The organism is Xenorhabdus innexi (genome assembly GCF_002632485.1).
GTDB classification, from domain to species: Bacteria; Pseudomonadota; Gammaproteobacteria; order Enterobacterales; family Enterobacteriaceae; genus Xenorhabdus; species Xenorhabdus innexi.
Window position 1 is genome coordinate 16,438 of the sequence record NZ_NIBU01000031.1, and the last position, 26,909, is coordinate 43,346.

The following is a 26,909-nucleotide window of genomic DNA, read 5'->3' on the forward strand; positions in this document are numbered from 1 at the left end:
ATACCTATTAAACAATATGTTAAATGTAAAAGGTGTCAGGTGGCAGTTGTTTTAAAGATATACATGTACGCGCACGCACACACACACGCACGCATATGCGCATGTATTTATTTTGAAAGTATCTGCCACCTGCCACTTAAAAACGGCAAAGCTAGAGTTCACAAGGGTTTAAGCAGGTGGCAGTTTCATTTTTATCTGACACCTCACCTGCAACCCAAGGAAAAAATAAGTCGCGAGAGGCCATTGGCTTTTAGCGCTAATAGAGCACACCGGCACGTAAGCGAGACGGCTTCTAGAAAAATAATTTCTCAGTACAACAAACTACAGGACAAAATTCTATGCGCGATATTCAACAGGTTTTAGTTCGTTGGGGTGGATGGTCCAGCGACGCGACACAAGTAAGTTGGTCGCCTGTCGCCGCTGGTTTTAGTGGCCTGCTTCCTGCCAGTGGCGACAGCAGACCGACATGCAGCGATGCTGACGGGCTTATCGTCGATCTGTGCGTTGCACGGTTACAGGCACGGGGAAGAGATGAGGAGCTGGAATATATCCAGCAGCATTACATGCACGGGCGCTCTAAGCGGGAGATAGCCCGTGACCTGCGCGTGTCAGAGAGTTTGGTACGGCACAAAATGCAGGTTGCTGAGAGCTTTATCGCGGGTTGCCTAGATATGCTTGATATTCAATTAGATATGGATTTTTAGATTAAAATTTAAGCAATCAGTTTAAAAACATTAGTGCGCTGCGCAAAACATGTGCTATTGTGCTAAAAATGGTTTTTTGATCCTGAGAAAAGGCGTCCAACATCGGATGCCTTTTCTTTTTGGTGCAAAAACTGAAAAGTAGGCAAAACAGCGCTTACCCCTCAATATTTGCCTGAACTCCAATAGTGGCTATTTGTTAACAAAATGTTATAGATTAAATCCGTTAATTTCGTGCGAGAAGATTGTCACTTTTAGCTGTTTGGGGTGACATTTTAATTGAGTTGAAAATCGCGGGTTCGCCTAAGACTCATTATGTTAAATAGAGCCGTTTTTTAACAAATTATCTATGCCATTGGCTGACCGTTCATAAACATTAAATTCTCGCTAACACGGGGGTGTATGAGACTGAAATAGGTGTGAACGGTCAGCCAATGGCGTATACAGGATTCCAGACGCCTATATGATAAAGTTCTGGGGGTGGTGCGGAAATTACATGTTCCAGTCGGCCACATCACTCAATTAGGCAGGACCACAATTTAGCCTCTGAAAATAAGCAGATTTATACCTGCTACAAGTTACGCTCTGCGTATCCGTTGCCCTCGATCCCGAGGGCTTTTTTTTTTCACATCAAATCATCTAATGGTCACTCCGACAGTGGGGTGGATATATGCGTATGGACAAATACACAAGCCCCACTGCGTACACATGGGGCGCTTTTACAGCGCTTTTTGGGGCACTCTCACTAAACGACTGGGCTATCGTCATTGGCATTATCTGTACGATAGCCACCTTTGCCGTGAACTGGTACTACAAGCACAAGGAGCATACCCGCAATGGCAAAGGGCAAGACTAAGCTTACGGCAGCGGTTATAGGTCTGGTGCTAACGGGTGCAGGCGCTACGGCAATACTCGCTCAGTTCCTCGACGAGAAAGAAGGCAACCGGTTATCGGCGTATCGGGACGCAGGCGGCATCTGGACAATCTGCAGGGGCGTGACCCGAATTGATGGTGCTCCGGTCAGGCAGGGTATGCAACTGACACCGAACCAATGCCGTGACCTTAACGCGAAAGAAGCGGAGCAGGCCATTGCATGGGTCAGAAGCCATATCAACGTGCCACTGACTGAACCGCAGATAGCAGGCATTGCCAGTTTCTGCCCGTACAACATCGGCCCCGGTAAATGCTTCTCTTCCACGTTCTACCGGAAACTGAATGCAGGCGATAAGCAAGGGGCGTGTAATGAAATCAAACGCTGGATATTTGACGGCGGCAGAGATTGTCGACAAACCAAAGGTCAGGCGAACGGCTGTTACGGTCAGGTAGAGCGACGTACTCAGGAATCGGAATTAACATGCTGGGGGTTGGATGACTAAGCACTCTTTGGCGGGCTTGATGTTTCTGTTTGCTTTCATCTTGGCAATTGGTGGTCGTGACGGTTGGGGCTGGTTTCTGTTCATAGGGGCACTGCTGTTATGAAGAGGCTAATCATTGTTTTGGTTATTGCTCTGGCGGGGGCTTCATATGCTGCCCAGCACTACTACTCAAAATATGAGAAACAGAGGCAGGATACCCAAGATAAAGCAACGGAAGTTCAGCAATTAACCGACACCATCAACTACCAGAACACGCACATTGAGATGTTGTATGAACTGGATAGCAAACACACACAGGAACTCGCCCATGCCAAAGCTGAAATCGACACTCTTCGGGCTGATGTTGCCGCTGGTCGTCGTAAGCTGCGCATCAAGGCCACCTGTCCCATGCCAGAAGCCCCTTCCTCCGGCAGCGTGGTCGATGCAACCACCGTCGAACTCACTGGAGAAACTGGATCAATTGTTCTCGATATCCGAGAAGGCATCATCAACGACCGGGCAAAACTGAAGTATTTGCAAGGTTATGTGAAGGCGGAATGTGGGGGTATCAATGAGTAATGTGATAATTCTCGGTATAGATCAGAGTCAATATTTGAGAAATAGAATCTTAGCAATGTTCCACAATTGCGATTACACAACTCCTAAATTTCCATTTCATTTCCACTTCCAAATAGACGGAAAAAAATATGTCTTGAGTGCATTGGAAATTAGTGGATTGCAGGGTTATGTGAAGACTGAGTGTAGAGGAAGATAATAATGGCAAATGAACTCAAACCGTGCCCGTTTTGTGGTAGTGATAACGTGGGAACTGAACACCATTATGATTTTGCTGATAAAGATTACGAAGCGTGGGTTAATTGCTATAACTGTGATGCTTCGGGTTCTCATGCATGTTGGTTTGATGATGTCGGAGAAGCTTATACGGAAGCGATCAAGGTTTGGAACCAGAGAGTGGAAAATATTCAACCCCAGAGCAAATGATTCTGGGGTGTGGGAGTGTGTTAGGGCGGTGTGTCAATGAATGATTTTAGTTACCAAAAGCTAATGGCAGGAATAAGCTTATTACTCTTTTTTCTCGTTCTCACTGTACTGGCTCCCATTAGCTGGTATTTGTCCATCAATGATGGGGATTATTTATCAACCATTATTGGCACGATGGGGTACGTGATTTTTTGTTGCATATGGCTACCCAGAATGAAAATGATTGTTGTCTGGTTATTCTCTTTGGTAAGAAACAGCCCCTAACACTCAGGGGCTTTTATTCCTTTACCCATTCCCCTGAGTGGTTAAAGCAATATCCCTTGCCATCACATCCGTGGTGGTATTTTTGTCTCTGCATTTCACTGCGCCCTCACCGCGCACATAAATAAAAAAAACGTAGAACCTTACAGAAAGTCGAACCTGAGAAAATCCGTTAATGGGTACTTCTACGGGCGGCTTTTCTGGTGAGCAGGTTCGATTTTCTATAAGGAAAGTACCCTATGAAATTAGTAGCAACCAAGAAAGTAATACGGGAAATTACAGGTGATGAAATGAACAAGAAAGATGAAGCAGTAGATGTAATGCAGGAATACTTCCCTAGAGGAGGGTGGGATTATGATGATATCTGCAAGCTATACGATGCCATTGAAGAAGGGAAGATTCCTCATTTGAAAACTGAGTAACAACAACGAGCCTCGCCTTTCGCGTGGCTTCTTTTTATCTGCATTTCACTGCGCACCGAAAGCGCCAATCTAAACATCGAGCCTTTATTTAGGAATGAGCCTTTGAGGAATCAGCTAATGGTTGATGCTTTCCCGATGGGCTGATTTCCTATTTCGGCAAAGGTTCATTACCTAAGTAAGGATAAGCATCGTGAGTACAGCATTAATCATATTGAACGGCGTGAAAATCAGCACCGATAAACAAGGCCGTTATCGATTGAACCAGTTGTTTGTTCTGAAACCAATTACAGAGAGGTCAATATGTCTGAGCGCAGACCGCACAAACCCCGCATCCCATTCTCTTTTAAGTATTGGAGAATAGAAGTATTTATGAATGATGCCGATTACGCCGCTGTTGGTTACAGCAAAACAGAAGAGTTACCACTTTATGCAGGTGATGACAGGTACATTCAGTTATACCAAAACATCAATGACATTGATTCAATCATCATCCCACTCAGCAGAGTAGCAGCTATCAAATCTTATGCGGTGACTGAATAAGCGAGGTAAATATGCCTGAGCACGTACCACCAGTACACGAAAGAGAAGTAGGAATAACCGGACGATTCAGATTCAGGGCGCAAAAACTGACATCACGTCCGGTACTTCAAGTCGAAGTGGTTATCAGAAGAACACGAAGGGGAATCCGCAGTTTTGATAGAACCGATACCACATGGCGAGACGCTACGATACAGGAAGCAACCCAAATTCAATATGGTACGGGGTTTGTTAAACCTGAAGAACCAGAACCAGTTATGAGCGATTGAGATAAGGAACTAACAAAATGACCAGAGGAATAAAAATGACGGCAAAACAGGCGTTGTTTTGTCAGGAGTATCTGGTCGATTTAAACGTTACACAAGCGGCGATCAGAGCTGGGTACAGCACCAATCGCGCGAGTGAGATTGGCTATCAGTTAATGCAGAAGCCCCACGTTATTCAGCGTATTGATGAGCTGAAACAGGAACGTAATAAGCAACTGGGCATTGATGCGAGCTACGTACTGATGCGCCTCGTTGAAATCGACCAGATGGACGTGGCTGACATTCTGGAACAAGACCTGAGCATTAAGCCGTTATCCCAATGGCCGGAATCATGGCGACGGTATTTAAGCGGGTTCAATCTGGCGGAGATGTTCGAAGGCCGGGGCGATGAGCGCGATATGGTCGGGGTACTCAAGAAGATCAAATGGCCGGACAAGGTTAAGAACCTTGAATTGCTGGGTAAACATGTGTCGGTGCAGGCCTTCCGCGAGAATGTCAAAGCCGAACACACCGGCGCGAATGATGGCCCGATTGAGGTGGCAAAACTGACACCGGAGCAGGCAGCAGATGCCTACAAGAAAATGATGAGGTAATTATGCCGGTTCCGTTTCCGTTTGATTTTCGTAACCCTGATTACAACGCAGTGTTTGAATGGCGAATGGAGAGGTTACAACGTATTCGCCAGACACCCACTCTGCTACCGGCGATGCGGACATTTTACCGTGATAACCCGGGGCAATTTATCATTGACTGGGGCATGACGGTCGACCCACGTAATATCGAACGAGGATTACCCGGCCGTATTCCGTTTATTTTGTTCCCACGACAAGAAGAATGGATCGAATGGTTCATGGAGTGCTGGCGCACCCAAGAGCCGGGTATCACAGAAAAAACCCGTGATATGGGCATCAGTTGGCTGACCGTTGCTACCGCCAGTGCAATCTGTCTCTTTAACCGGGGGGGTGCGGCAGGGTTTGGTTCCCGTAAAGAAGAATACGTTGATAAATTGGGTTCGCCCAAGTCCTTGTTTGACAAGGCACGGAACTTTATCAATCTGCTGCCTGCGGAATTCAGGGGCACATGGAATATACGAAAACACGCCCCGCATATGCGGATTATCTTCCCAGATACGGAATCGGTGATCACCGGTGAGGCAGGCGACGGTATCGGGCGTGGTGACCGTGCTTCATTTTACTTTGTCGATGAAGCTGCGTTTCTTGAACGCCCGGAGCTGGTGGATGCGTCACTGTCTGCCACCACGAACTGCCGACAGGATGTGTCAACGCCGAACGGCATGGCAAACTCATTCGCCCAACGCCGACACAGTGGCAACATTAAGGTGTTTACCTTCCACTGGCGCGATGACCCGCGCAAAGATGATGCGTGGTACGCCAAACAGAAAGAGAAACTTGACCCGGTCACACTGGCGCAGGAAGTCGATATTAACTATCAGGCTTCAGTAGAAGGCATTCTGATCCCTTCAGAATGGGTTCAGTCAGCGATTGATGCACACGTTAAACTGGGTATCAAACCCACAGGTATTCGCCGGGGGGCAATGGACGTTGCCGATGAGGGGAAAGACACGAACGCATTTGCATGGAATCATGGTTTTCTGATGCTGGGCATTAAAGAATGGTCAGGTAAAGGCAGTGATATTTTTGGCTCTGTGGAGAAAGTTTTCGGCTGGTGTGATCAGCTCAACCTTGATTCTTTCCGGTACGATGCCGACGGTTTAGGGGCAGGCACACGGGGTGATGCCCGTATTATCAACGAGCAGCGCAAGGCCTTACGGTTAAACACCATCACAGCAACACCATTCCGGGGCAGCGGCGCGGTCTTCGAGCCTGAAGGTGAAGCGGTGTCGGGGGATGCTTTTACAACGCCCCGATTAAATCAGGACTTTTTCGCCAACGCAAAAGCGCAGGCGTGGTGGTCACTGCGCACTCGCTTTCAAAAAACCCATAGGGCAGTGAGTGAGGGACATTTTTATCATCCCGATGAGCTGATATCTATCTCCGGTGATATGCCACTGAAAGAGAAATTAATCATGGAACTTTCACAGCCGACCTATTCAGTGAATGGCGTCGGGAAAATTCTTGTGAATAAAAAACCGGATGGGACGAAGTCCCCTAACTTAGCGGACTCCACAATGATCCTTTACGCCCCGATGGATATCTCAATGGAGATTTGGGAACAATTAGGACGAGGTGCTTAATGGCGAAGAATAATGGCAAACCACAGCCAACCGCCGACAGTTACGAGAACATGATGGCACGGGTGGGGATGCAGACGCCTAACCAACATTCCGCATCGACCTACCGCCCCAACTGGACAAGCCGTAACCGGACACTGATAGAAAATGCGTATCGTTCGTCATGGATTATCGGGGCAGCGGTGGACTCAGTGGCGGATGACATGACCCGCAAGGGCTTTCGTATAACCTCTGAAATCGACCCGAAAGCACGGGGTGTGCTGGAATCGCTATTTGATGAACTGGAGCTGTGGGAAAACCTGAACAACATTATCAAATGGTCAAGGCTTTATGGTGGGGCATTGGGTCTGATCCTGATTGAAGGTCAAGCGCCTTTTACTCCGCTACGCCCTGAAACGATTGGAAAAGGGCGGTTTAGAGGGATACTCCCGCTCGACCGTTGGCAGGTTGAACCTGACCTGAACCGCCGGATTAAAGAAATTGGTAAGGATTTGGGCAAGCCTGAATTCTATCAGGTGAGCAGCACAGGGCGGGGCATTCCTGCGTGGCGAATTCATCACAGCCGGTTAATCAGGTTTGATGGCGTCACACTACCGTATCAACAGGCACAGACTGAAAACGAATGGGGCATGTCGATTGTGGAACGCATCTTCGACAGGCTCACGGCGTTTGACAGCGCCACCACCGGCGCAGCGCAGTTAGTGTATAAGGCGCATCTTCGAACCTACAGTGTTGATAAACTGCGCGAAATTATCGCGATGGGCGGGGCGAGGCTGGATGCGTTGTTGAAACACATGGATATGATCCGCCAGTTTCAGAGTAACGAAGGCATGACGCTGATGGATAAAACCGATGTGTTTGAGACCCATCAGTATTCGTTCAGCGGACTGAATAACGTACTGGCGCAATTTGCCGAACAAATATCCGGGGCGGTGGGTATCCCTTTAGTACGGTTGTTTGGTCAGTCACCTCAGGGTTTTTCGACAGGTGATGCCGACCTTGCCAACTATTACGACAACATCGGTACCCAACAGGAACGGCGATTACGGCAACCTATCCGCCGCTTACTGGATGTGATGCACCGCTCAGAGTTCGGTCAGCCACTGCCGGAAGATTTTACGTTCGAGTTTAACCCGCTGTGGCAGATGTCCGATCTTGACCGTTCCACCATTGCGGTGAACACCGTCAACGCACTAAACGGCGCACTGGATGGCGGCATGATGAACCTGAAAGCCGCCATGAATGACCTGCGCGAAATGGCAGATGTCACGGGTATCGGGGGATCGATAGCGGATGAGGATATCAACAATGCGGAAGATGGTTCACCTCCTCAACTGGGCGAGTTAGGCAATCTCCTTCAACCAACAAATGTTGAAGCAACGGAAAATACCGATTTAAACGGCGCTCAGATTTCCAGCATGGTAGAGATTGTCAGTTCAGTCGCAGCGGGATTGCTACCAAGGGATACCGGTATCCAGATGTTGATATCGTCCTATCGTATGGCACAACAAGAAGCGGAAAGGATCATGGGGAGCGTAGGTAATGGCTTTATCGCGAAAGAGGAAGAAACCGCTGCCGAAGGTATCCCGTCAACCGGAAAACCAGTATCGAACAAGTCTACAGGCGATAGCGCGGGCGGTCGGCGAAATCGTAAAGGGCTCTTACGATGGTTCAAATGATTCAGTCACCGAAATTATGGCTGCGCTGGACAGCTACAGTGAGTTAATCACACCGTGGGCGCAGCGCGTAGCCCAACGTTTTGCGTTGGATGTGAACCGACATAACGAAAAGCAGTGGCGAGAACGAAGCCAGATAATCAGTCAGGAGCTGCGCAATCTGGTAGACCATGCCCCGGTTGGCCAGGTCATGCGCTCTATCATTGACGAGCAAATCAAGTACATCAAATCGCTGCCGATAGAGGCGGCGGACAGGGTGTATGACATCCATAATCAGGCTATTGAAGCTGTTGTGACGGGTGGACGTCATGAGCCGTTCGCGCAGGAAATTGCCAGAACAGGAGAAGTCGCCCTGTCACGGGCAAAATTGATTGCTCGAACTGAGTTAGGCAGGGCACAGACGGCGCTCACGCAGGCACGAGCACAAACCATCGGTTCAACAGGCTATATCTGGCGTACCGCAGACGATGGTGATGTCAGGCATTCACATCAAAAAATGGAAGGGCAGTTTGTTGAATGGGGCAGCCCTCCGATACTGGACGGCCTGACAGGGCACGCAGGCACTCTGCCGAATTGCCGTTGTTACTGTGAGGTTGTCATACCGGAAGATTAATCATGAAATATTTCTTTACCAGCCGTCTGGGTAACACACGTTATCAACTGGCGGATGGTTCCCTGTTGTGTAAAGACGTCCCGATTGCCAGAACTGGCATACAGCTTTATGCCGATTTTGAACTGCCCTATCTTGAGCCAGATGACGATGGTGAAATTGTCGTTGAACGTACGGATGACGAAGTATTCAGTGAAGCAACACTGGCTTCGTTTGAGGGGATGACCATCACGATAAAGCACCCTGAAGATTTCGACGGCAACATCATTTTTGTTGACCCGGATAACTGGCGGGATTTGGCACACGGGCATGTTCAGAACGTCAGGCAGGGTGAAGGGGAACAATCCGATCTGATGTTGGCTGACCTCATCATCAAAGACAAAGAAGCAATCGCGGCAATAGAAAGCGGTTTTGACGAGGTATCCTGTGGTTATGATGCGGAATACCAGCAAACTGCGACAGGTAAGGCCGCGCAGTATCAAATTCGGGGTAATCATGTGGCGCTGGTTCAAGATGCCCGCGCCGGTTCACGTTGTTCAATTGGAGATAGTATGTCTACTAAAACACAAACATGGTTTAAACGTCTGAAGCAGGCGATTAAAACCAAAGACTCTGCTGCGATGGAAGAGGTACTAAGCAGTGCCCCTGAATCCGTCACCGGTGATGAAGGAACGGGTGAAGTGCCCAAGGCGATTAATATCAATATCAGCCCGCAGCAACCTCTGCCCAAAGAAGATCCGGAAATGAAAACCGGTGATGAGCAAATCCCCGAGTGGGCAAATGCGATACTGGCTCGACTGGAGGCACTGGAAGGGAAAACCAAAGATAACGGCACCGACCCCACAGATAAAAAGGAGACGGGGGATAGTGACGAAGATAAAGACGAGAAAGAAGAAAATATTACAGCCGATTCAGCCTACAAAGCTGACCTGATCATACCGGGTGTTGATATCTCAAAACCCGCCAAGCCAACCGCCTTTAAACGTCGGGTACTGGTCAGTGCAGATCAGGCGATGGTGAGAACTATCGTCGGTGATGCTGAAATTAAAAAGCTGCCTAAATATATGGTTGATATGGCCTTTAACGCCGTGGCAGAACTGGCAAAAGGCCGTAATACCCAAGCCACCGGCGATTCATCCCTCAGTAAGTCTACAGGCAATACCATTGCCAACCTGAACAAAGCTAACGCCGAATTCTGGGCAAACAGGAGTAAATAACACTATGACAGCATATTTAAAGCGGATGCCCTTAGGCATTGCCGGGGCGATCTCACGCCCACAGGATATGACCGTGGAACCCGTCTTACTGAATTCACCGGATGCCTTCCCCGCTTACGGGCTGGTGGGGAAATATGATGGTGATTATTTTGTGCCGCTGGCTGAAGGGGATACGGCTGACAAAATTCAGGGGATTTATGTGCGCCCTTATCCCACTGCCAGCATACCGGATAAAATTCAGATTATCGGTACGGGTAACAACTTCACCGGGGATGCCCTGAAACGGGGGTACATGACAGTCAAACTGGATGGAGATGCGTCCCGTATCAAAAAAGGTGCGCCAGTCTATGTGCGGGTGGGTAAACCGACTAAGACAAGTCCACTGGGTAGCTTCCTGAATGATGCCGTAGAGGGAGAAAGTATTTTATTCCCGAATGCGCAGTTCACAGGGGCGGGCGATGCTCAGGGTAATGTTGAAATTTCTTACAAGATTTAAGGGGACTTATGTTTACATTTGACCAACAACGCACCATTGATGCTTCAGGTGCTTTCCTGAAACTCGAACTGGAGCGCCTGGATCAGACTATCAACCTGCCGTTGGCGCAATATACCTACGGGCGTGATATCCAATTCCGTGAAGATGTGACCATTGGCGATGAAATCGCAACATGGACAAACACACAGTTTGCTGCCGCAGGGTCGATTAATCCGAACGGTAAGAACTGGGTTAGCGGTAATGCCACCGCACTGGCAGGCGTTAGCGTTAACATTGACCGTGACGGGCACCCATTAACCTTATGGGGTATGGAATTGGCGTGGACAGTTATCGAACTGGCTTCAGCACAACAGGTCGGTCGTCCTATCGATTCCCAAAAACATGACGGCTTGATCCTGAAATGGAACATGGATGCCGACGAGCAAGTTTACGTTGGTGACGAAAGTCTGGGGTTACAGGGTCTTTTGAACCAGAAAAACGCGAAACTCATCAATGCCCGTAAACCGTGGGCGCAATCTACACCGGATGAAATCCGCGACAGTATTAACCAATTGCTGAGTGAAGCGTGGGCACATTCTGCCTATACGATGGTGCCGACAGATTTGTTGATCCCACCTGAGCAGTATGCGCTGCTTTCGAGCATTATTGTATCGACTGCGGGTAACCAGTCTTTACTGACTTACTTGCAAAATAACACTATCGCTTATCACCAGAACGGTACGCCGTTGAATATTCGCGCGGTGAAATGGGCGAAAGGGGTCGGCACAGCGGGTAAAGACCGTGCAATTGCCTATACCAATGACAAGAAGTTTGTTCGCTTCCCGTTGGTGCCATTGCAAAGCATCCCGATCCAGTATCGCGGCCTGTATCAGATGGTCACCTACTACGGCAAGCTGGGTGCGGTTGAGCTAGTCTATCGTGAAACCATGAACTATATGGATGGCATTTAATGATGAAAATCAAGGTACATAGTCCATTTCGTTTCATCCCCGAAACGGGGGAAGCACAGGACTTCGAAGAGGGGGTTCATCATGTCAGTGAAGATGTGGCCAAACATTGGTTTGTACAGGCACATGCTGAAATCGTGGGTGCGGCGGAAGAAAGCATACCGGCGGATTATGATGCCGAACTGACTGAACTCCGGGGATCCGTAAGTAGCCTGACACAGACGTTATCAGAGCGTGATAAACAGATCACCGAACTCAACCAGCAACTCAAAGAGCGGGATGACCACATTGCCGATTTACTGATACAGGGCGATCAGTCTAGTGGGGGTAAAAATGGGGGCAACAAGAAATAAGCACCTCCCCTCTGTTGAGCAATTCCGTACCGACTTCCCGCAGTTCACTGACGAAACCAAATACCCCGATACTCAAATCCAGTTCCGTTTAAATCTGGCTGATAAGCAGTTGGATGAACATCGGCTGGGGGAGATGTTCGGCTATCTGGTGGAATTGATGGTCGCCCATTACATGGCCTTGTGGTCCGCGGACAGTCGGTCAGCGGCAAGAGGTGGTGCAGGAGGAGCGAACAGCGGGGTGCTGTCTGCTAAATCCGTGGATAAAGTCAGCGCCAGTTATGATACGGGCGCGACACTGAATCCGAATGCAGGGTTCTGGAACAACACTCGCTATGGCTCTGAGTTTTATGAATTGTTGATGACGTTCGGCGCGGGAGGTATTCAGCTATGAAAAGTGGCCTCACTATTAAAGTGAACAAAGCCAATGCCATTCTGGAAGCTCTGAAAACCCTTGGTAATCGTGATGTGCTGGTGGGTGTTCCTGCGGAGAACAGCCCGCGTGATGATGTCCCGTTTGGTAATGCCGGTATCGGCTATATCAACGAATTCGGTTCACCTGCCCAAAATATCCCGCCTCGTCCCCATCTGCAACCCGGAGTGCGATCGGTGGAAGATAAAACCACGGAACAATTGAAACTGGCGGCGGAATGGATACTGGAAGGTAAGAAAGACAAGGCCGAAAAAGCGCTGAACAAAGCCGGACAGATTGCGGTTCAGGGGATTCAGCGTTACATGACTACGCATGATTTCGAACCCTTGGCTGATCCGACAGTTGCCGCACGCGCAAGGCGTGGGCGTAAAGGGGCAAAAGTTGAGGTACAGAATCGGCAGGAGGGAGGCACACCGAATAATGCTAATGCCCGACCGCTGATTGATACCGGCAATTACCGCCGTTCCATTACCTATGTGGTACGGGATAAGGGGGAATAATGGACTTACTTGATGTCACTGACATTTTGTTTGATCCGGATTTCTGCGATACCTCACTGACGGTAAAACGTCGGGGGGTAGGCGTTGACGATGACGGATTTCCGACAACGGTTGATACGGTCACGCCTTTTTCGGGCGTGGTGACGGTTGACCGCTCAGTAGAAGCCCAAATGCGTATGTCAGGTCAAACTGTCACAGGAACGATTCTGGTGATTACGACTGAGCGATTGATTGCAGGAGAAACCGGGCGAGCCGGGGATGTTGTCACGTATCAGAACCGTGAATATCTGGTGAAATCGGTAGACCCTTATACCTCGTATGGGGCGGGTTTTGTTCAGGCGCACTGTGAATTGTTGCCTTTTGATGGAGGACGTTCATGAACACCTCAGAACAGGCAGGCTGGTTAACACCGGACAGTGAACCAGTTTACGACGAAGCCTTAGAGCGGCTACTCAGTCAGTGGCTGCGGGCGGTGTCTGGCTTGCCTGCCGGGAGCGTCCGGCCTCGTTGGACAGCGGTTCAGGCAGCGCAACCTCCCGCTGATTCAGACTGGTGCGGTTTCGGGATTGTTGAACTACCTGCTGATGATAATCCCGCGTATGCCAATCAGACGCCTGAATATGGGGAACTCTGGCGACATGAAGAGTTTGAATGTTCAGCATCGTTCTATGGTCCCCACAGTCAGCGCTATATCAGCCGTTTTCGAGATGGGATCAGCCTCAGCCAGAACAATGCAGAGCTGAATAAATCAGGGCTGTCTGTGGTGAGACACCGCGGTATTACCACGTTTCCCGAACTTATCAATAACCAGTGGGTACGCCGCTATGACATTACTGTCATCTTGCGGCGTAAGGTTGTGCGTCGGTATGGCACGAAAGCCTTAAAGGACGCACCCGTTAAATTCTTTGGAGATTAACCCTTATGCAGGGCTTACCTATCAGCAGCATTGTTAATGTCAAAATTAACATGGCCCCCCGTGCCGCATCGAGCCGCAACTTTGGTTCGTTGCTGATTGTCGGGGGCAGTAACGTGATTAACACGCACGAACGGCTGCGCTATTACACCGATATTGAAGCCGTCGGCGCGGATTTCGGTATGGAGACCCCGGAGTATCAGGCCGCCGCCTTGTACTATTCCCAGTCTCCCCAGCCGATAGATTTGTATATCGGGCGTTGGGCGAAAACGCAGGTGTATGCGGCCTTACGCGGTGCGGTACTCAACCGGTCAGAACAGGCTATGAGCCGCTTTACCGTTATCTCAGATGGCTCGTTTAAACTGAATCTCGACGGCAAAGATACCCTTATCACCGGCGTTGATTTCAGCAAAGAAACCAATCTCAATGGGGTGGCGGAACGTATCGCGGAGAGGCTGAAAAATGCCGCCGTGCGCTGGGACAGTGTCTCTTCCCGCTTCACCGTCTCATTACAAGCCGCAGGCAAACTGGGGTATCTCACCCGCGCTGACAGCGGTTCTTACCTTGGTGATTTGCTGAAACTGGATGAAGCCGCCGGCGCAACGGCGATTGCCCCCAGCGAACCGGAAACCATCGCCGAAGCGGTGAAAGCACTGGGTGAAGTGTCCGGTGCATGGTATGGGCTGCTGATTGCCGACACCTCACTGACCGACCGCGATGTAATGAGTGTGGCACGGTATATTGAATCGACCTCCGTTGTGCGGATTTACGGGCATACCGTCGTGAAAACCGACGTGCTTGACCCGGATGTGGTGACCGATATCGGTTCACAACTGAAAGGTGCCTTTTTAGGCCGGACACTGTGGCAATATTCCTCACAGCCGTATGCGATAGCCTCACTCTTCGGGCGCATGTTCACGGTGAATTTTCAGGGCAACCGCACCACCATCACCCTGAAATTCAAGCAAGAGCCTGCCGTCAGTGCCGAATTGCTGACGGCAACACAGGCCAGTGCGCTGAAAACCAAGAATGGCAACGTCTTTGTCCATTACAACAATGACACCGCCATTATCCAAGAGGGTGTGATGGCAAACGGCACGTTCATTGATGAGCGCCACGGACTGGACTGGTTACAGAATTATGTCCAGACCAACCTCTATAACCTGCTGTACACCTCGACCACCAAAATACAACAGTCCGATGAGGGTGTGACTCAATTGCTCGCCAATGTGGAGCAGTCACTGGCGCAAGGCGTGACAAACGGTCTGATAGCACCGGGACGCTGGGGTGGGGATTCTTTCGGGGCACTCAACCGGGGCGATACGCTGACCAAAGGTTATTACACCTACGCCCCGCCGATTGCGGAACAGGCACAGGCGGAACGCGAGAAACGTAAAGCCCCGGTCATTCAGTGTGCCATCAAACTGGCAGGTGCGGTGCACTTTGCTGATGTCATTATTAACGTAAACAGGTAAGAACATGGCGAATACTTATTCATTTATCGACGTGTCCGCCACCATTACCGGTATCGGCGGTTCGGTGGATTTAGGCAACGGGGCGGCAACCTCCGAAGAGGGGATCGTTATCGCCATGCTGGAAGCCAAAAACACCATGACCATTAGTGCGGACGGGGAAGTCATGCACTCCCTGCACGCGGGTAAGGCAGGCACCATTACCGTGACCCTGCTGAAAACCTCTCCCGCTAACGCTAAGTTAGGGATGATGTACAACGCCCAGCAGTTCTCGTCAGCAACATGGGGCAATAACATCATCCTGATCCGCAACAAGGTATCCGGGGACACTATCGCGGCACGGTCAGTCTCCTTTCAAAAACTGCCTGACCTCTCTCACGCCAAAGTCGGCAATACCAACAGTTGGGTGTTTGACTGCGGCAAAATCGACACCATCTTAGGCACATTTTAACGGAGTCACACATGGAATTTGAAATTAGCGGGAAGAAATATCGCGCAGGCAAACTGAATGCGTTTCAGCAGCAGGATTTAGCCGTGGCACTTGTGCCGGTAGTGCCTGCCCTCAAAGGTATCTGGGAAAATCTCAAACCCTCCAGCGTGGACAGTGAGGGTAAACCGGTCTTTGCCCCAGACGATATGATTGACCTGATTAGCCCCCTCGTGGACGCAGTGCGCTCACTCGACAAAACTTCTCGCCATGAAATTAACGAAATCTGCCTGTCGGTGGTCAGTCGGGAGCACGGGAAATCGTGGTCAGAAGTGTACACCGGCGGTCTACTGATGTTTGACGATATCAACGGACTGGATTTGCTGAAAATTGTCGGTCAGGTGATCAAGGATGCACTGGGGAATTTTTTTCCCGCCCTGTCCGGGAGCGACGCATCATCCCCGGACAGCCCAGCCTTGAACTGAGTACGTTACCGAACGGGCGCTATTATCTGATGCGCCCGGTGCGTTACGGCATGTGTCAGGCAGAGTCGCTGGAAAATGGCAAAGTGGACTTGGCCTTCATCGCCCTGATGAACGAGTATCTGGATGTGGAAGCCGAAAACGAGGCGCTGATAGCACGGTGGAGAGATGAGCAACACTAACGCAGATGTGATTAAAGAGTTTCTGATATCGCTGGGCTTTAACATTGATAAGCCGAGCGCAAAGAAATTCAGTGCAACGGTAGCCGGTGTGACCGCCAACGTGCTGAAGTTCGGCGCTGTCGTGGAAGGGGCTGCGGCCTCTGTCGTCGGCTTTACCGCAGTCGCGGCAACCCAGCTCGATAAACTGTACTGGCAGGCGCAGCGCACCGGCGCGGCGGCTGAACAAATCAAGTCGCTGGGGTATGCCGTCAGTCAGGTGGGCGGGACGGTGGAGGGTTTGAACTCTTCACTGGAGAACGTGGCGCGGTTCTTACGTAACAATCCGGGCGGCGAAGGCTTCCTGCGCAATATGGGGATTCAGACCCGTGATGCGAATGGGCAGCTTCGGGATACCGCTTCCTTAGTGGCACTGGTGGGCGAACGGTTATCCGGTATGCCGTCTTACCGGGCAAATATGTACGCCAATATGCTGGGTATCGATGAGAATACGATGCTCGCCATGCGTCGCGGGATGGGCGGGTATGCGTCAGATTATCGCCAGATGATGCGCACGATGGGCTACAACCCGACCGCCGCAGCGAAACAGGCCAATGCCTTTATGACCGAGTTTTACCGGTTAAAATCGGTGATGGGTATAGGCAAGGATAAAATCGGCGGGGAGCTGTCACGGGTATTGACTCCCAGCATGGAAAAGCTCACCAACCTGATACTGAAACACTGGCCCACTATCGAAAAAATCATCATGTCGGTGGTGAAAGCGATCCTCGTCATGTCTGACATACTGGGGCAGATGGTTTACCGGAGCGTGCAAGGGATACAGGATATCATCGGTTGGTGGCAACGGCTGGATGAGGGCAGCCAGAATCTGATTAAAGTATTTGGTCTCGTTGCTGCGGCATGGTGGGCGCTAAATTCTAAGTTCCTGTTCTCACCTATTGGTGCACTGACTGTCTTGTTGTCGGCTTTATTCTTGCTCTATGACGACTATCAGACATGGAAAGAAAAAGGGGATAGTGAATTTGATTGGGGTAAATGGGAAGGTGCGCTTAAAAAGATCAAAACGGAAGTTACCGGGTTAACAACGGAATTTAAAGCGCTGGGCATCGAAATAATGGATTTAATCGGTATTGACGTTGAAAAATGGTCATTAAAGTTTGAGTTCGAAAGTCTGTTAAAGAGCTTGGGTGGCTTAAGTGAAATGCTCTCACACTTGGTAGCTGCGTTAAATCATCTCAATAACGGCGATTTTACCCTCGCTTGGGAAGAACTTAAACAAGCATGGAATGGCAGCGAGAAAAATAAACAAGAGACAAACACGATAGGGAGCAAAGCCGGAGAACGCCATCACGATATGGTGAAAGACTGGTATTTCTCTTTAAATAACAAACTGAACGAATATTTACCCGAATGGATGGGCGGCACTCCTGCTAAGGATAAACCAGCGGCTGAAAAAGGAGCGAAAACCCTCACGCGCGGGGAACGCAACAATAACCCCTTAAACATAAATTTTGCCAAACAAAAAAATGCCGTTTTGGAAAGTGGTAAAGGCGCTAGATTCGCTCAATTTGACACGATATATAACGGGTTGGAGCGTACCGCTTGGCAGCTCAGGCGTTACTTTAATGGGTTGACAGATGGTGTTAAACGGCAATCTGTGGAAGCTATCGTGAAAAAGTGGGCCCCTAGAGAAGATAAAAACGATACCGAGGGTTATATCACTCGTGTTGCTAAGGCGTTAGGGGTAGGCCGTTCCGATAGATTAGACCTGAATAACCATGATGTTATGTACGCCCTGATGAACGCCATGAGTCCGGAAGAAATAGGGAAACCACTTCCTTATTCTAAGTCACTTGTCATGGCTGCAATCACTGGAGCGCCAGATCCAACAAAGGCCTTAGCGAAGAATGGTGGTTTTAACTTTGACCCCCGAATGTTCGATAACGCAGAGGCCAATATCAACAACATGCTGACCTCTTCCAGTTACACACCGGAATATCTGCGTAAAGCTGATGCTCTGGCGCAAAATCAGATGAATTTTGAGCAGAATCTGACGATTAACATCACTGGTGTTCAGTCACCGCATGAAGCCGCTACGTTAACCGAGGGCGCAGTACAGCGCAGTAACGCGATACTGGCACGTAACCTACAAACCAAGGTGAGCTGATGGATATTTTATCTGTGTTGTTTTCTCAGGGAACGAGAAAAATAGGCATGATAGTACCGAGCGTGGTCATTTCAGAGAAACACCAAGACTCGACGGAGATTACCGAGCATCCGGTACAACGCGGGGCGGCAATTAGTGATCATGCTTATGACCGACCATCAGAGGTGACAATGGAACTGGGCTTTGCGGGGGGCGGTTCGCTGATTGATTTTCTTGATTTAGGGACAGGCTTTTCATTCGGCAAAAGCCCCAAGGCCGTCTATCAACAGTTACTGGCGCTGAAAGCCTCAAAAGAGCCGTTCAACGTGACTACAGGCAAGCGCCAGTATAAAAATATGCTGATCCGCGCCATTGAAGTGACCACAGATAAAGCCTCTGAAAACGTCCTGATGGTTACATTAACCTTGCGTGAGGTGATTATTGTCGATACCGCAACGGTTAAAGGGATTGCCGCACCCCCTGAAAGGATGAAATATCCGTTAGATACGGGGCCTGTAGTGGATAAAGGCACTAAAGCGCCTGTTGAAATCAAAAATAGAAGCCTAATAAAAATAACAAGAAAAGCCCTTGAGAGGTTTATCAATGAATATGATTGAGATCCCCCTGCAATCAGGAAACCAGCAATTTGATATCCAATTAGGCGGCGTTAACTACCGAATGCGTTTACAGCACAGGGATTGTGCCGGGTGGGTGTTGGATGTTATGAACCTGAATAGTGAGCCGATAGTGTCAGGTATCCCCTTAGTTTTTGGGGTGGATATATTGGCTCAATACAGTTACTTGGGCTTTAACGGGGAGTTGATTTTTTATGGTGATGATCCAATAAATGAGACGGACAAGGAAGAGTTAGGTAGAAACAACAAGCTATACTTTGTTTCATTATAATCATTAAACAAATACCGCTGGAGTTCCAATGCTAAATAAAATAGTTGTTGTATTGATGTTTTTATCGGGGGTTGCGGGAGCCTCCTCTACACTCAATGAATTGGGGGTATATAGAGATAAAAATTTCAATATATTAGTTACGGATGGACGGTACTCTTGCAGTATATACCCCTATAGCCAACGTACTAAGGATGCGGAGCTTGATTCTTTACCCGTCATAGGTGAATCCATCATTACTATTGAAAGTGACAAACATAGTGATTCAAAGAGAATGCTCATTGTGTCTCACAACGGAATGAAGATCGAAACTCCATTTATGATAAACCTGAGAAAAGGGTCAACAGAGACAGTTTATGCCACGATGTCTAGGGAAGATATGTATGTTTTAGCTATTAATGAACCTAAAGGAGTGATTGCTATCATTAAAAGAGAGGGGGAAGGTAACGAGACAAACGTGATGATGGCTAACTGTACGTTATAATATTAGTAAAAAAGCCCTCGCTATAGGGCTATTTTATCTAGGAATTACTGACTCCAAATAAGCTCGATTGTATTCACAGGAACAGTTCTCTTCGATTAGTTTTATAATATCTATATCAGAGGGAAGTTTCTTACCTTCCATTTTAGTACACCAAGCACAATCATCACCATCTCGCACGCCGCGATAAATAACATTTTTAACACTTATAGTTTTTCGGACTCTCTGTAGTTCTTTTGCGTGATGAAATTTTGATCTGGCTGATTGGTATAAAGTATTACAAACGACTTTTGGATTAGAACCATACTTTTGCAATCCTAAATTGGTAAGAGATAATACTAACTCTTTAGTTGAATATTTTACTCTGGTATTAATATTCAACTTTATTTTTTCATCTTTTGTTAGCTCTGTTCCGTTTTTTATAATATCTATTTTTTTAGTGAGGTGGTTATAGATTAACTCACGATGTTCAGATTTAATATATTTAGATCTATAAACTTCTCTTTTCAGGAAATCATTGAACTCTACAGGATAACCATAAGCATTTTTTTCATTTATACCGAATAGCTTCAAAATAAGTTTAAACATGCGTAGTCCTCAGTAAGTTAGTAAAAAGCCCCATTAAAGGGGCTTATTTTTTGCGTGAGGTTTGCGCTTCAAGTTTCTCTATCCGTGAAATAAGACTCACTATTACAGAATTTTCAGATTCTGTAAGTTGATATGGTTTTATATTAAGCCATGCTTCAAGTGCCGCAATGATCTCAGAATTCATAGACCGTCCATTTTGCTTAGCACTTTCAGCAACAGCATCGCGCATCCCCTCTGGAAATCGGAGATTGAACTTATCTTGCATTTGACTTGGATACTTTGTCATCTTTGTATTCCCCATACACTGATAAAAATATTGTAGGATTAACTTGACACCCCGCGCAATGGTGGTAAATTAATATCAATGGTGTCAAATTAATCCTAAGGAGGCTGGCAATGAATACTGATTTAGACACACGAAAGAAGACTGCAAAGATGCAGTTAAGGCTGACTGAATACTTAAAAGATCAAGTTTGTAAGTTTGCGAAAAAGGACGGCATTTCACAGAATTCAGTGATAAATCAAGCGGTAGCTTGGTATACCGAGGAAAGGAATAAAAGTGAAGCAGTTGAACAATAAAAGCAAAACCCCAACGGCTGCAACCATCGGGGCTTCAAAAACGTTAACAAACCAACAAGGAAATAACGCTATGAGTATTTTAGCAAATAACAATCTGCCTGTCATCGCTGGTGTAGAAATCACAACCGATTCAGAAGGCCGTTTCAATCTGAATGCTCTTCATAAGACGAGTGGTTACGGTGAACATAAGCGCCCTTCAAAATGGCTTGCAACTGAACAGGCTAATGAGTTGATTCATGAACTTAAAGAGCAAAGCCCGATTTCGGGCTTAGGTCAAGAAGTAATCAAATCCGTACGTGGTGGTGTCACTCCCGGCACTTTTGCGCATGAACTTCTCGCTGTTTCATATGCCGGTTGGATAAGCCCCGCGTTCCAATTACAGGTGAACCAAACTTTCATTGACTACCGTTCTGGGAAGTTGGCATCTCCTCGCATACCTAATATGAAAGAACTGGCTTTCATGGTGATTCAGGCCGAGGAAGAGAAAGAGCGGTTATTACTTGAAAATAAAGACCTTGAAGATCAAGTGTCAGAAATGAAACCGGATGTTGAGGCATTCGAGCGCATCGCCAAGAAAGCGAACGGCAGTATGTGCATTACTGACGCAGCAAAACACCTTCAAATAAAACCGAAAGCGTTGTTTAACAGACTGTCTTCAATGAAGTGGATTTACCGCCGTGCAGGTTCTGGTAACGGCGAAAGGCATTGCGAAATTAGCCAAGATATTAGATGTAGCCGCGTAAATACTGATCTTTTTAACAGAATTAACTAATTTAACAATGATTATCGACATATACAACGAGTATTAAATCATTATAGGCATAGTGAAAGTTTAATATTCGAGGTGGTTCGCAATTTAAAATGAACTTCCTTTACAAAAAGTTACATTCACGTAATAAATAGTTCCGCTTCAAAACGGCGAAGCCCCCCAGCTAGTTGCAATAGTCTGGAGGGCTTCTATTAAAACCGTCTACAAACCTAATGGTAAGAGGTATAGACAATGACTATTATATCAGTTAATGAAACTGGTGACGCAAATGGCGTAACAACGAAAGCGCAATTTTATGAAGGCGCTCAAAAAATCACCCCCGAAAATGAGGCGGACGGTAAGGTTCTGGTTGACCAAGAAGTCTTCTGGCGGTTACGTAGAGACATCTTTAATTCTCATCAGGTCATGGTTGATGCCCAAAAAACGATGACTAATGCGCAGAAGAAAATGGAATATGCTCAAAAGCTCATGACTGAGCTACTTAACCGGATGCGCTTCATCCATGAGTAACGAAGTTCTTTCACGATAATATTAAGCCCTATCACGGGGCTTTTTTCTTTTCTACGGAGTCACCATGTCAAAACAATGGCTTCGCGAGTGCAAGCTGATTGTGGCGGATAAGAAAGGGGACGGCATCGATTTATCCGAACTGGCCATCAAGTTCAGTATTACCCGCCCCAGCGTGATGTATCTCGCTACCGGTATCTTCAAAATCTACAACCTGAGCAAAGAAACCCGCAATAAAATCCGCCAGAACGAGTACAAGACGATTCAGTTTACTGCCGGGTACAGAGGCAACATCGGTCAGATATTCCATGGACAAATCCAGTACACCTACACCGGACGCGACAGCCCCACGGAGACCTATGTGGTGATACAGGCCGGTGATGGAGACCATGCGTATAACAACGCGACCGTCAATATCACCCTGTCAGCGGGTTATACGCAGCAGGATGTGGATCGGCTGATGATGCGGGAGATTGGGCCCTACGGGATAGTGAGCGGCCCGCGTCCTGAATTTCCGTCTGTGATTGCCCCACGGGGTAAAGTTTTCTTCGGCATGCACCGCGATGAAATGAATATTTTCGCCAGGCAGAACAATGCGGAATGGCGCTATGAAAACGGGCAGTGCCTCGTTATCCCGAAGCAAACCTACCTGACTGAGGCCGTAGTGTTGAACTACGACACCGGGTTAATCGGAATGCCGGAGCAGACCATCGGTGCGGGGATTAATGTGAAGTGTTTAATTAACCCCAAAATTAGGCCGGGAACGTTAATCCGGTTGGATAACAGCGCAATTAATGAGGCGGGCAAATCTACGGGTGTAATTTCCTCTCAAAAGCCCGATGACGAAATTCCCGCCGCGACTGATAACGACGGGGATTATGTGGTAATTAACGTCAGTTACTTCGGTGAAACCCGAGGAAAGACGTATTACATGGATTTGGTTTGTGTGGCGAAATCTGACCAGACACTCTTTAAACAATCGGCGTTAACACTAGACACGAGACAATCATGATCACAAACTTTGAGCGCCTTAACCAACCGGAAACCCCCTTCCTGCTGATGCAGGAGTCCATCCGCTCAGGGCTGTATGTTGCAATACCAAGCATTATTCAGTCCTTTAATGCCGATGCCGTAACGGTCACTGCGCAGCCTGCGATACGCGGCAAAATCATCAATAGTAAAGGTGAAGCGGAATCGGTAGCCTTGCCGTTGCTGGTGGACGTGCCGGTTATCTTCCCGCGCGGGGGCGGCGTCACGCTGACGTTTCCGATTAAACCGGGGGATGAATGCTTAGTGGTGTTTGCTGACCGCTGCATCGATTTCTGGTGGCAGAACGGCGGCATACAAGAGCCGGTAGACCCACGACAGCATCATCTGTCTGATGGGTTTGCGCTGGTTGGCCCGCAGTCACAGGCGCAGAAAATCAGCAACATCAGTACCCAATCCGCTCAGTTGCGTACCGACGATGGCGCAGCCTATATCGAATTAACACCGGGCAGTCACCATGTCACAGTGATCACCCCCGGCAAACTGACCGCTACTGCATTGGGGAATACGGAAATCACCTCCCCCGAAATTGTGCTGAACGGCAATGTCACCATTAACGGCAACTTGTCTCAGGGTATGGGCGCAAATGGTGGACAGGCCACTATGAATGGCCCGGTAAATGTGAAAAACGATGTAACCGCAGGCGGGATTAGTCTGATGAAGCACAGGCACAGCGGGGTCAGAACCGGCGATGGCACGACAGGGGGGCCACAATAATGCGCTACCGACGACAGGACAGTGACGGCGATTACAGCTTCGGGCAAGGGGACAATACGTTTCTGGTCGATACCCCCGAAACCGTGGCGCAGGCGGTCAAAACGCGACTGGATTTATGGCGCGGGGACTGGTTTTTAGATACGGAAGAAGGCACACCCTATCGTGAGGCAGTGTTAGAAAAAAACTACACCAGTGCGCTCGCCCTTGAGGAGCGCATTCTGGAAACCGAAGGGGTGACCGACATTATCACACTGGATGCAGAACGTGACCCGGACACCCGAAAAATCACGATAACCGCCACCCTTAATACCCGCTACGGCAAAACCACCCTCTCCCACGAACGGTAACTTATGCTTAATTTAGATACGTTAGGGCTTGCGGCCACCATTACCGCGAGCGGCATTACTGCGCCCGATTACCCGACGATATTGTCCCGGCTGACCGGGTTTTTTCGCCAGATTTACGGTGAGGATGCATACCTTGAACCGGACAGCAAAGACGGTCAGATGCTGGTAATTTATGCACTGGCGCTTCATGATGCGAACAACGCCTTGATTGCCGCCTATAACTCGTTCAGCCCGGCAACCGCCACCGGAGCAGCCTTGTCGAATAATGTGGCAATTAACGGCATGACCCGCCACCGGACGACAAAATCCACCTGTGATGTGGAGATTATCGGGCAGGTGGGCACGGTCATCAAAAATGGCACGGTGCGCGATGTACAGGGGTACTCATGGCGATTGCCGGATACCGTCACGATTGGGACACACGGCACTGTGACTGTCACCGCCACTTGCCAGACTCAAGGCGGGATTACCGCCGCTATCGGGGATATTGCTGACATCGGCACACCGACACGCGGTTGGCAGAAAGTGATTAACCACACTATCGCCACGCCGGGGCGGGCGGTGGAAACAGATGGTGAGTTACGAATACGCCAGCGGCATTCGGTTGCCCTGCCCTCACGCACGGTACTGGATGGGATACTGGGGGCAATCAGTTTAATCCCCGGCGTTTCACGGTTACGGGGCTTTGAGAATGACACCGGACAGCCCGACGAATACGGCATTCCGGGCCACTCTATTGCGATGATTGTTGACGGTGGAGACGCCAGCACCATAGCCCGTACCATTGCCCTGAAGAAAACACCGGGCAGTGGCACGTTTGGCGATACGGTGATTAAAGTGGCTGACCGCTATCAAATCACCCACCCGATACGGTTCTCGCGTCCGGTAGATGTGCCGGTGTTTATTGAAATCCACCTCACCCCTTTTGATGGGTATACCACCTTGGTAGGCGATCGGATTAAAGCCGGTGTTGTTGGTTATATTAACGCCGTGCATATCGGCGACAGTGTGTACCTGACCAAACTGTTTACCCCGGCAAACCTGCCCGGTGATGATGAAGGGAAAACCTACGATATCACGGACATCAAAATCGGGCGCACCGCAGACACCGTTGTGATGGGTAATTTAAAAACCCACTATAACGAGGCGGTTATCTGTCAGCCTGAAAATATCAAACTGGTGGTGACATGAGAGATTATCAAAAACTCATCACCCCGCAGCACCGGACAGCCCGGAAATTCGTCAGTCATATCGACCTTATCACCCGCTCACTTTCAGACATCAACCAACAAGCCCGACAACTTAATGACGCTTTCTCTCTGGATAAGGCGGTGGGCGTGCAACTGGACGCTGTCGGTGAGTGGATAGGCTTATCGCGGTATGTGAAGACACCGATTGTCGGGGTGTATTTCTCGCTGGATACCGCAGGGCTGGGATTCGACGAAGGGAGCTGGAAGCGCCGCTACGACAGTGACAGCGGCTTCACCGAGCTGGACGATGAGACCTACCGGACATTGCTACGAGTGAAAATTGAGGCCAATCACTGGGACGGCTCCAGTGAGGTGCTGGCGCGAATTTACCAGCGGATATTGCCGGACAGCAAGACTACCCTGTTTTTCGTGGATAACCAGAACATGACGATGGATGTGTTTATGACCGGCGGCACGATACCAGAGGTGATTAAAGCCGTCATTCGGCAAGGGTATCTCAACATCAAGCCGGAAGCGGTACGGGTCAATAACTACATCAATTCAGCCGAGTGTGGGCTGTTTGGTTTTGACATTCAACATGATGTCGTCGCGGGTTTTGATACCGGCGGTTGGGCAGTTAAATTGTGAGGAAAGCATGGCAAAAAATGAATTTCTGCCGTTCGGTATTGCCGACGGCGCAAACGTCTTAGATAACGACGAGTACAGCAAATTGGCGGCTCGAACGAACGGCTTTAATTCAGGGGTGGCAAAGTCACAGGAACTGAATAAAGTCTGGCGACAAGCGAGTGTGATAGCCACGGTAGTCGCCCAGTTTATCGCGGAGACCAACAATCAGGATGTGCTGGATGATGGGAATTTGCAGACATTACAGACCGGATTACTCAGCGCGCTGAAAGCAACAGTCAGCTCCAATGTACCCAATGCCTCGCTGACAACCGCAGGTATCACAAAGCTGAGCAATGCGACAGACAGTGATGCAGAAAACATAGCGGCAACCCCGAAGGCGGTGCGTCAGGTCAACGACGCCCTCAACACCAAACAGGACAAAGGCGACTATGCCACTAACGCCGCTCTGAATGCCGTCAACGACAACGCCAACAGTCGTCTGGAAAAAGCAAAGAACGGGGCGGATATCCAGAGCAAGCCGGAGTTTGTG

At 48.9% G+C, this 26,909-nt stretch carries 38 protein-coding genes and 1 pseudogene; 37 read left to right on the forward strand and 2 right to left on the reverse strand.

Annotated elements, in window-relative coordinates; all coding sequences use genetic code 11:
• The first annotated feature begins 338 nt into the window (after nt 1-338).
• From Xinn_RS12630 to Xinn_RS12760, 28 genes are all read left to right on the forward strand, one after another.
• Nucleotides 339-704 carry an antiterminator Q family protein gene (locus Xinn_RS12630; RefSeq protein WP_086956786.1) on the forward strand — a complete coding sequence of 122 codons (366 nt, stop codon included), beginning with the start codon at nt 339-341 and terminating at the stop codon, nt 702-704.
• 667 nt (nt 705-1,371) lie between these two features.
• On the forward strand, nt 1,372-1,557 hold the full coding sequence (locus tag Xinn_RS12635) for a phage holin family protein (protein ID WP_086956787.1): 186 nt from the start codon (nt 1,372-1,374) through the stop codon (nt 1,555-1,557).
• Entirely contained in the window at nt 1,538-2,077 is a 540-nt protein-coding gene (locus Xinn_RS12640) for a lysozyme (protein ID WP_086956788.1), read from the forward strand. The genes Xinn_RS12635 and Xinn_RS12640 overlap by 20 nt, the downstream gene beginning before the upstream one ends.
• A gap of 99 nt (nt 2,078-2,176) precedes the next feature.
• On the forward strand, nt 2,177-2,635 hold the full coding sequence (locus tag Xinn_RS12645; protein ID WP_086956789.1) for a lysis protein: 459 nt from the start codon (nt 2,177-2,179) through the stop codon (nt 2,633-2,635).
• 198 nt (nt 2,636-2,833) lie between these two features.
• The gene (locus tag Xinn_RS12655; RefSeq protein ID WP_086956791.1) at nt 2,834-3,058 is read left to right on the forward strand and encodes a Lar family restriction alleviation protein; all 225 of its coding nucleotides are present in this window, start codon (nt 2,834-2,836) and stop codon (nt 3,056-3,058) included.
• Nucleotides 3,059-3,558: 500 nt separating this feature from the next.
• On the forward strand, nt 3,559-3,741 hold the full coding sequence (locus Xinn_RS12660; protein ID WP_086956792.1) for a hypothetical protein: 183 nt from the start codon (nt 3,559-3,561) through the stop codon (nt 3,739-3,741).
• 300 nt (nt 3,742-4,041) lie between these two features.
• Nucleotides 4,042-4,281, forward strand: coding sequence for a hypothetical protein (locus Xinn_RS21800; RefSeq protein ID WP_143706601.1), 240 nt, complete (start codon nt 4,042-4,044; stop codon nt 4,279-4,281).
• Between the two features lie 11 nt (nt 4,282-4,292).
• Nucleotides 4,293-4,547 (forward strand): hypothetical protein, encoded by a 255-nt coding sequence (locus tag Xinn_RS12665; protein WP_086956793.1) that lies wholly within the window; start codon nt 4,293-4,295, stop codon nt 4,545-4,547.
• 17 nt (nt 4,548-4,564) lie between these two features.
• Nucleotides 4,565-5,137, forward strand: a complete 573-nt coding sequence (locus Xinn_RS12670; protein ID WP_086956794.1) for a terminase small subunit — start codon at nt 4,565-4,567, stop codon at nt 5,135-5,137.
• A 2-nt stretch (nt 5,138-5,139) separates the two neighbouring features.
• Complete coding sequence (locus Xinn_RS12675; RefSeq protein ID WP_086956795.1) at nt 5,140-6,759, forward strand: TerL protein; 1,620 nt, start codon at nt 5,140-5,142, stop codon at nt 6,757-6,759.
• On the forward strand, nt 6,759-8,435 hold the full coding sequence (locus Xinn_RS12680) for a DUF1073 domain-containing protein (RefSeq protein ID WP_086956796.1): 1,677 nt from the start codon (nt 6,759-6,761) through the stop codon (nt 8,433-8,435). Before Xinn_RS12675 ends, Xinn_RS12680 begins: the two co-directional genes overlap by 1 nt.
• A 16-nt stretch (nt 8,436-8,451) precedes the next feature.
• The gene (locus Xinn_RS12685) at nt 8,452-9,045 is read left to right on the forward strand and encodes a phage head morphogenesis protein (protein ID WP_086956797.1); all 594 of its coding nucleotides are present in this window, start codon (nt 8,452-8,454) and stop codon (nt 9,043-9,045) included.
• Nucleotides 9,046-9,047: 2 nt separating this feature from the next.
• Nucleotides 9,048-10,259: a DUF2213 domain-containing protein gene (locus Xinn_RS12690; protein ID WP_086956798.1), complete on the forward strand. Its 1,212-nt coding sequence runs from the start codon at nt 9,048-9,050 to the stop codon at nt 10,257-10,259.
• Between the two features lie 4 nt (nt 10,260-10,263).
• Entirely contained in the window at nt 10,264-10,755 is a 492-nt protein-coding gene (locus Xinn_RS12695) for a structural cement protein Gp24 (RefSeq protein WP_086956799.1), read from the forward strand.
• Between the two features lie 8 nt (nt 10,756-10,763).
• Nucleotides 10,764-11,705: a DUF2184 domain-containing protein gene (locus Xinn_RS12700; protein WP_086956800.1), complete on the forward strand. Its 942-nt coding sequence runs from the start codon at nt 10,764-10,766 to the stop codon at nt 11,703-11,705.
• Nucleotides 11,705-12,055: an STY1053 family phage-associated protein gene (locus Xinn_RS12705; protein WP_086956801.1), complete on the forward strand. Its 351-nt coding sequence runs from the start codon at nt 11,705-11,707 to the stop codon at nt 12,053-12,055. Before Xinn_RS12700 ends, Xinn_RS12705 begins: the two co-directional genes overlap by 1 nt.
• Entirely contained in the window at nt 12,036-12,446 is a 411-nt protein-coding gene (locus tag Xinn_RS12710; RefSeq protein WP_086956802.1) for a DUF4054 domain-containing protein, read from the forward strand. Before Xinn_RS12705 ends, Xinn_RS12710 begins: the two co-directional genes overlap by 20 nt.
• Entirely contained in the window at nt 12,443-12,985 is a 543-nt protein-coding gene (locus Xinn_RS12715; protein ID WP_086956803.1) for a hypothetical protein, read from the forward strand. The genes Xinn_RS12710 and Xinn_RS12715 overlap by 4 nt, the downstream gene beginning before the upstream one ends.
• Entirely contained in the window at nt 12,985-13,365 is a 381-nt protein-coding gene (locus Xinn_RS12720) for a head-tail adaptor (protein WP_086956804.1), read from the forward strand. The genes Xinn_RS12715 and Xinn_RS12720 overlap by 1 nt, the downstream gene beginning before the upstream one ends.
• On the forward strand, nt 13,362-13,901 hold the full coding sequence (locus Xinn_RS12725) for a phage neck terminator protein (protein ID WP_086956805.1): 540 nt from the start codon (nt 13,362-13,364) through the stop codon (nt 13,899-13,901). The genes Xinn_RS12720 and Xinn_RS12725 overlap by 4 nt, the downstream gene beginning before the upstream one ends.
• 5 nt (nt 13,902-13,906) lie before the next feature.
• Nucleotides 13,907-15,373: a DUF3383 domain-containing protein gene (locus tag Xinn_RS12730; RefSeq protein WP_086956806.1), complete on the forward strand. Its 1,467-nt coding sequence runs from the start codon at nt 13,907-13,909 to the stop codon at nt 15,371-15,373.
• A gap of 4 nt (nt 15,374-15,377) precedes the next feature.
• Nucleotides 15,378-15,821: a phage structural protein gene (locus Xinn_RS12735; protein ID WP_086956807.1), complete on the forward strand. Its 444-nt coding sequence runs from the start codon at nt 15,378-15,380 to the stop codon at nt 15,819-15,821.
• An 11-nt stretch (nt 15,822-15,832) separates the two neighbouring features.
• Nucleotides 15,833-16,282, forward strand: coding sequence for a phage tail assembly chaperone (locus tag Xinn_RS12740; protein ID WP_086956808.1), 450 nt, complete (start codon nt 15,833-15,835; stop codon nt 16,280-16,282).
• Between the two features lie 29 nt (nt 16,283-16,311).
• Nucleotides 16,312-16,461, forward strand: coding sequence for a DUF6889 family protein (locus tag Xinn_RS22025; protein ID WP_169923574.1), 150 nt, complete (start codon nt 16,312-16,314; stop codon nt 16,459-16,461).
• Nucleotides 16,448-18,625 (forward strand): hypothetical protein, encoded by a 2,178-nt coding sequence (locus tag Xinn_RS12745; RefSeq protein ID WP_086956809.1) that lies wholly within the window; start codon nt 16,448-16,450, stop codon nt 18,623-18,625. The genes Xinn_RS22025 and Xinn_RS12745 overlap by 14 nt, the downstream gene beginning before the upstream one ends.
• The gene (locus tag Xinn_RS12750) at nt 18,625-19,221 is read left to right on the forward strand and encodes a phage baseplate protein (protein WP_086956810.1); all 597 of its coding nucleotides are present in this window, start codon (nt 18,625-18,627) and stop codon (nt 19,219-19,221) included. Before Xinn_RS12745 ends, Xinn_RS12750 begins: the two co-directional genes overlap by 1 nt.
• Nucleotides 19,208-19,510, forward strand: coding sequence for a phage baseplate plug family protein (locus tag Xinn_RS12755; RefSeq protein ID WP_086956811.1), 303 nt, complete (start codon nt 19,208-19,210; stop codon nt 19,508-19,510). Before Xinn_RS12750 ends, Xinn_RS12755 begins: the two co-directional genes overlap by 14 nt.
• 28 nt (nt 19,511-19,538) lie before the next feature.
• Nucleotides 19,539-19,991, forward strand: a complete 453-nt coding sequence (locus tag Xinn_RS12760) for a hypothetical protein (RefSeq protein WP_086956812.1) — start codon at nt 19,539-19,541, stop codon at nt 19,989-19,991.
• A 33-nt stretch (nt 19,992-20,024) separates the two neighbouring features.
• Here the strand turns inward: Xinn_RS12760 and Xinn_RS12765 are convergent, their stop codons facing one another.
• Nucleotides 20,025-20,576, reverse strand: coding sequence for a hypothetical protein (locus tag Xinn_RS12765; protein WP_086956813.1), 552 nt, complete (start codon nt 20,574-20,576; stop codon nt 20,025-20,027).
• Between the two features lie 154 nt (nt 20,577-20,730).
• Nucleotides 20,731-20,862 (reverse strand): annotated as a pseudogene (locus Xinn_RS22720) (Arc family DNA-binding protein); the annotation flags it as partial.
• A 110-nt stretch (nt 20,863-20,972) separates the two neighbouring features.
• Here Xinn_RS22720 and Xinn_RS12775 point away from each other — a divergent pair.
• The 9 genes from Xinn_RS12775 to Xinn_RS12820 form a co-directional block, all read left to right on the forward strand.
• Nucleotides 20,973-21,155, forward strand: a complete 183-nt coding sequence (locus Xinn_RS12775; RefSeq protein WP_086956815.1) for a hypothetical protein — start codon at nt 20,973-20,975, stop codon at nt 21,153-21,155.
• Nucleotides 21,136-21,927, forward strand: a complete 792-nt coding sequence (locus tag Xinn_RS22725; RefSeq protein WP_244590195.1) for a KilA-N domain-containing protein — start codon at nt 21,136-21,138, stop codon at nt 21,925-21,927. The genes Xinn_RS12775 and Xinn_RS22725 overlap by 20 nt, the downstream gene beginning before the upstream one ends.
• A 228-nt stretch (nt 21,928-22,155) precedes the next feature.
• Nucleotides 22,156-22,434, forward strand: a complete 279-nt coding sequence (locus Xinn_RS12790; protein ID WP_086956816.1) for a hypothetical protein — start codon at nt 22,156-22,158, stop codon at nt 22,432-22,434.
• Between the two features lie 64 nt (nt 22,435-22,498).
• On the forward strand, nt 22,499-23,443 hold the full coding sequence (locus Xinn_RS12795) for a phage protein (protein WP_086956817.1): 945 nt from the start codon (nt 22,499-22,501) through the stop codon (nt 23,441-23,443).
• Complete coding sequence (locus tag Xinn_RS12800; protein WP_086956818.1) at nt 23,440-24,195, forward strand: Gp138 family membrane-puncturing spike protein; 756 nt, start codon at nt 23,440-23,442, stop codon at nt 24,193-24,195. The genes Xinn_RS12795 and Xinn_RS12800 overlap by 4 nt, the downstream gene beginning before the upstream one ends.
• A complete protein-coding gene (locus Xinn_RS12805) occupies nt 24,195-24,542 on the forward strand; it encodes a contractile injection system sheath initiator (RefSeq protein ID WP_086956819.1) in 348 nt (115 codons plus the stop codon). The genes Xinn_RS12800 and Xinn_RS12805 overlap by 1 nt, the downstream gene beginning before the upstream one ends.
• A 3-nt stretch (nt 24,543-24,545) precedes the next feature.
• Complete coding sequence (locus Xinn_RS12810; RefSeq protein WP_086956820.1) at nt 24,546-25,733, forward strand: baseplate J/gp47 family protein; 1,188 nt, start codon at nt 24,546-24,548, stop codon at nt 25,731-25,733.
• On the forward strand, nt 25,730-26,380 hold the full coding sequence (locus Xinn_RS12815) for a DUF2612 domain-containing protein (protein WP_086956821.1): 651 nt from the start codon (nt 25,730-25,732) through the stop codon (nt 26,378-26,380). Before Xinn_RS12810 ends, Xinn_RS12815 begins: the two co-directional genes overlap by 4 nt.
• Nucleotides 26,381-26,387: 7 nt before the next feature.
• On the forward strand, nt 26,388-26,909 hold a 522-nt coding region (locus Xinn_RS12820; protein WP_169923575.1), incomplete at its 3' end, for a tail fiber protein.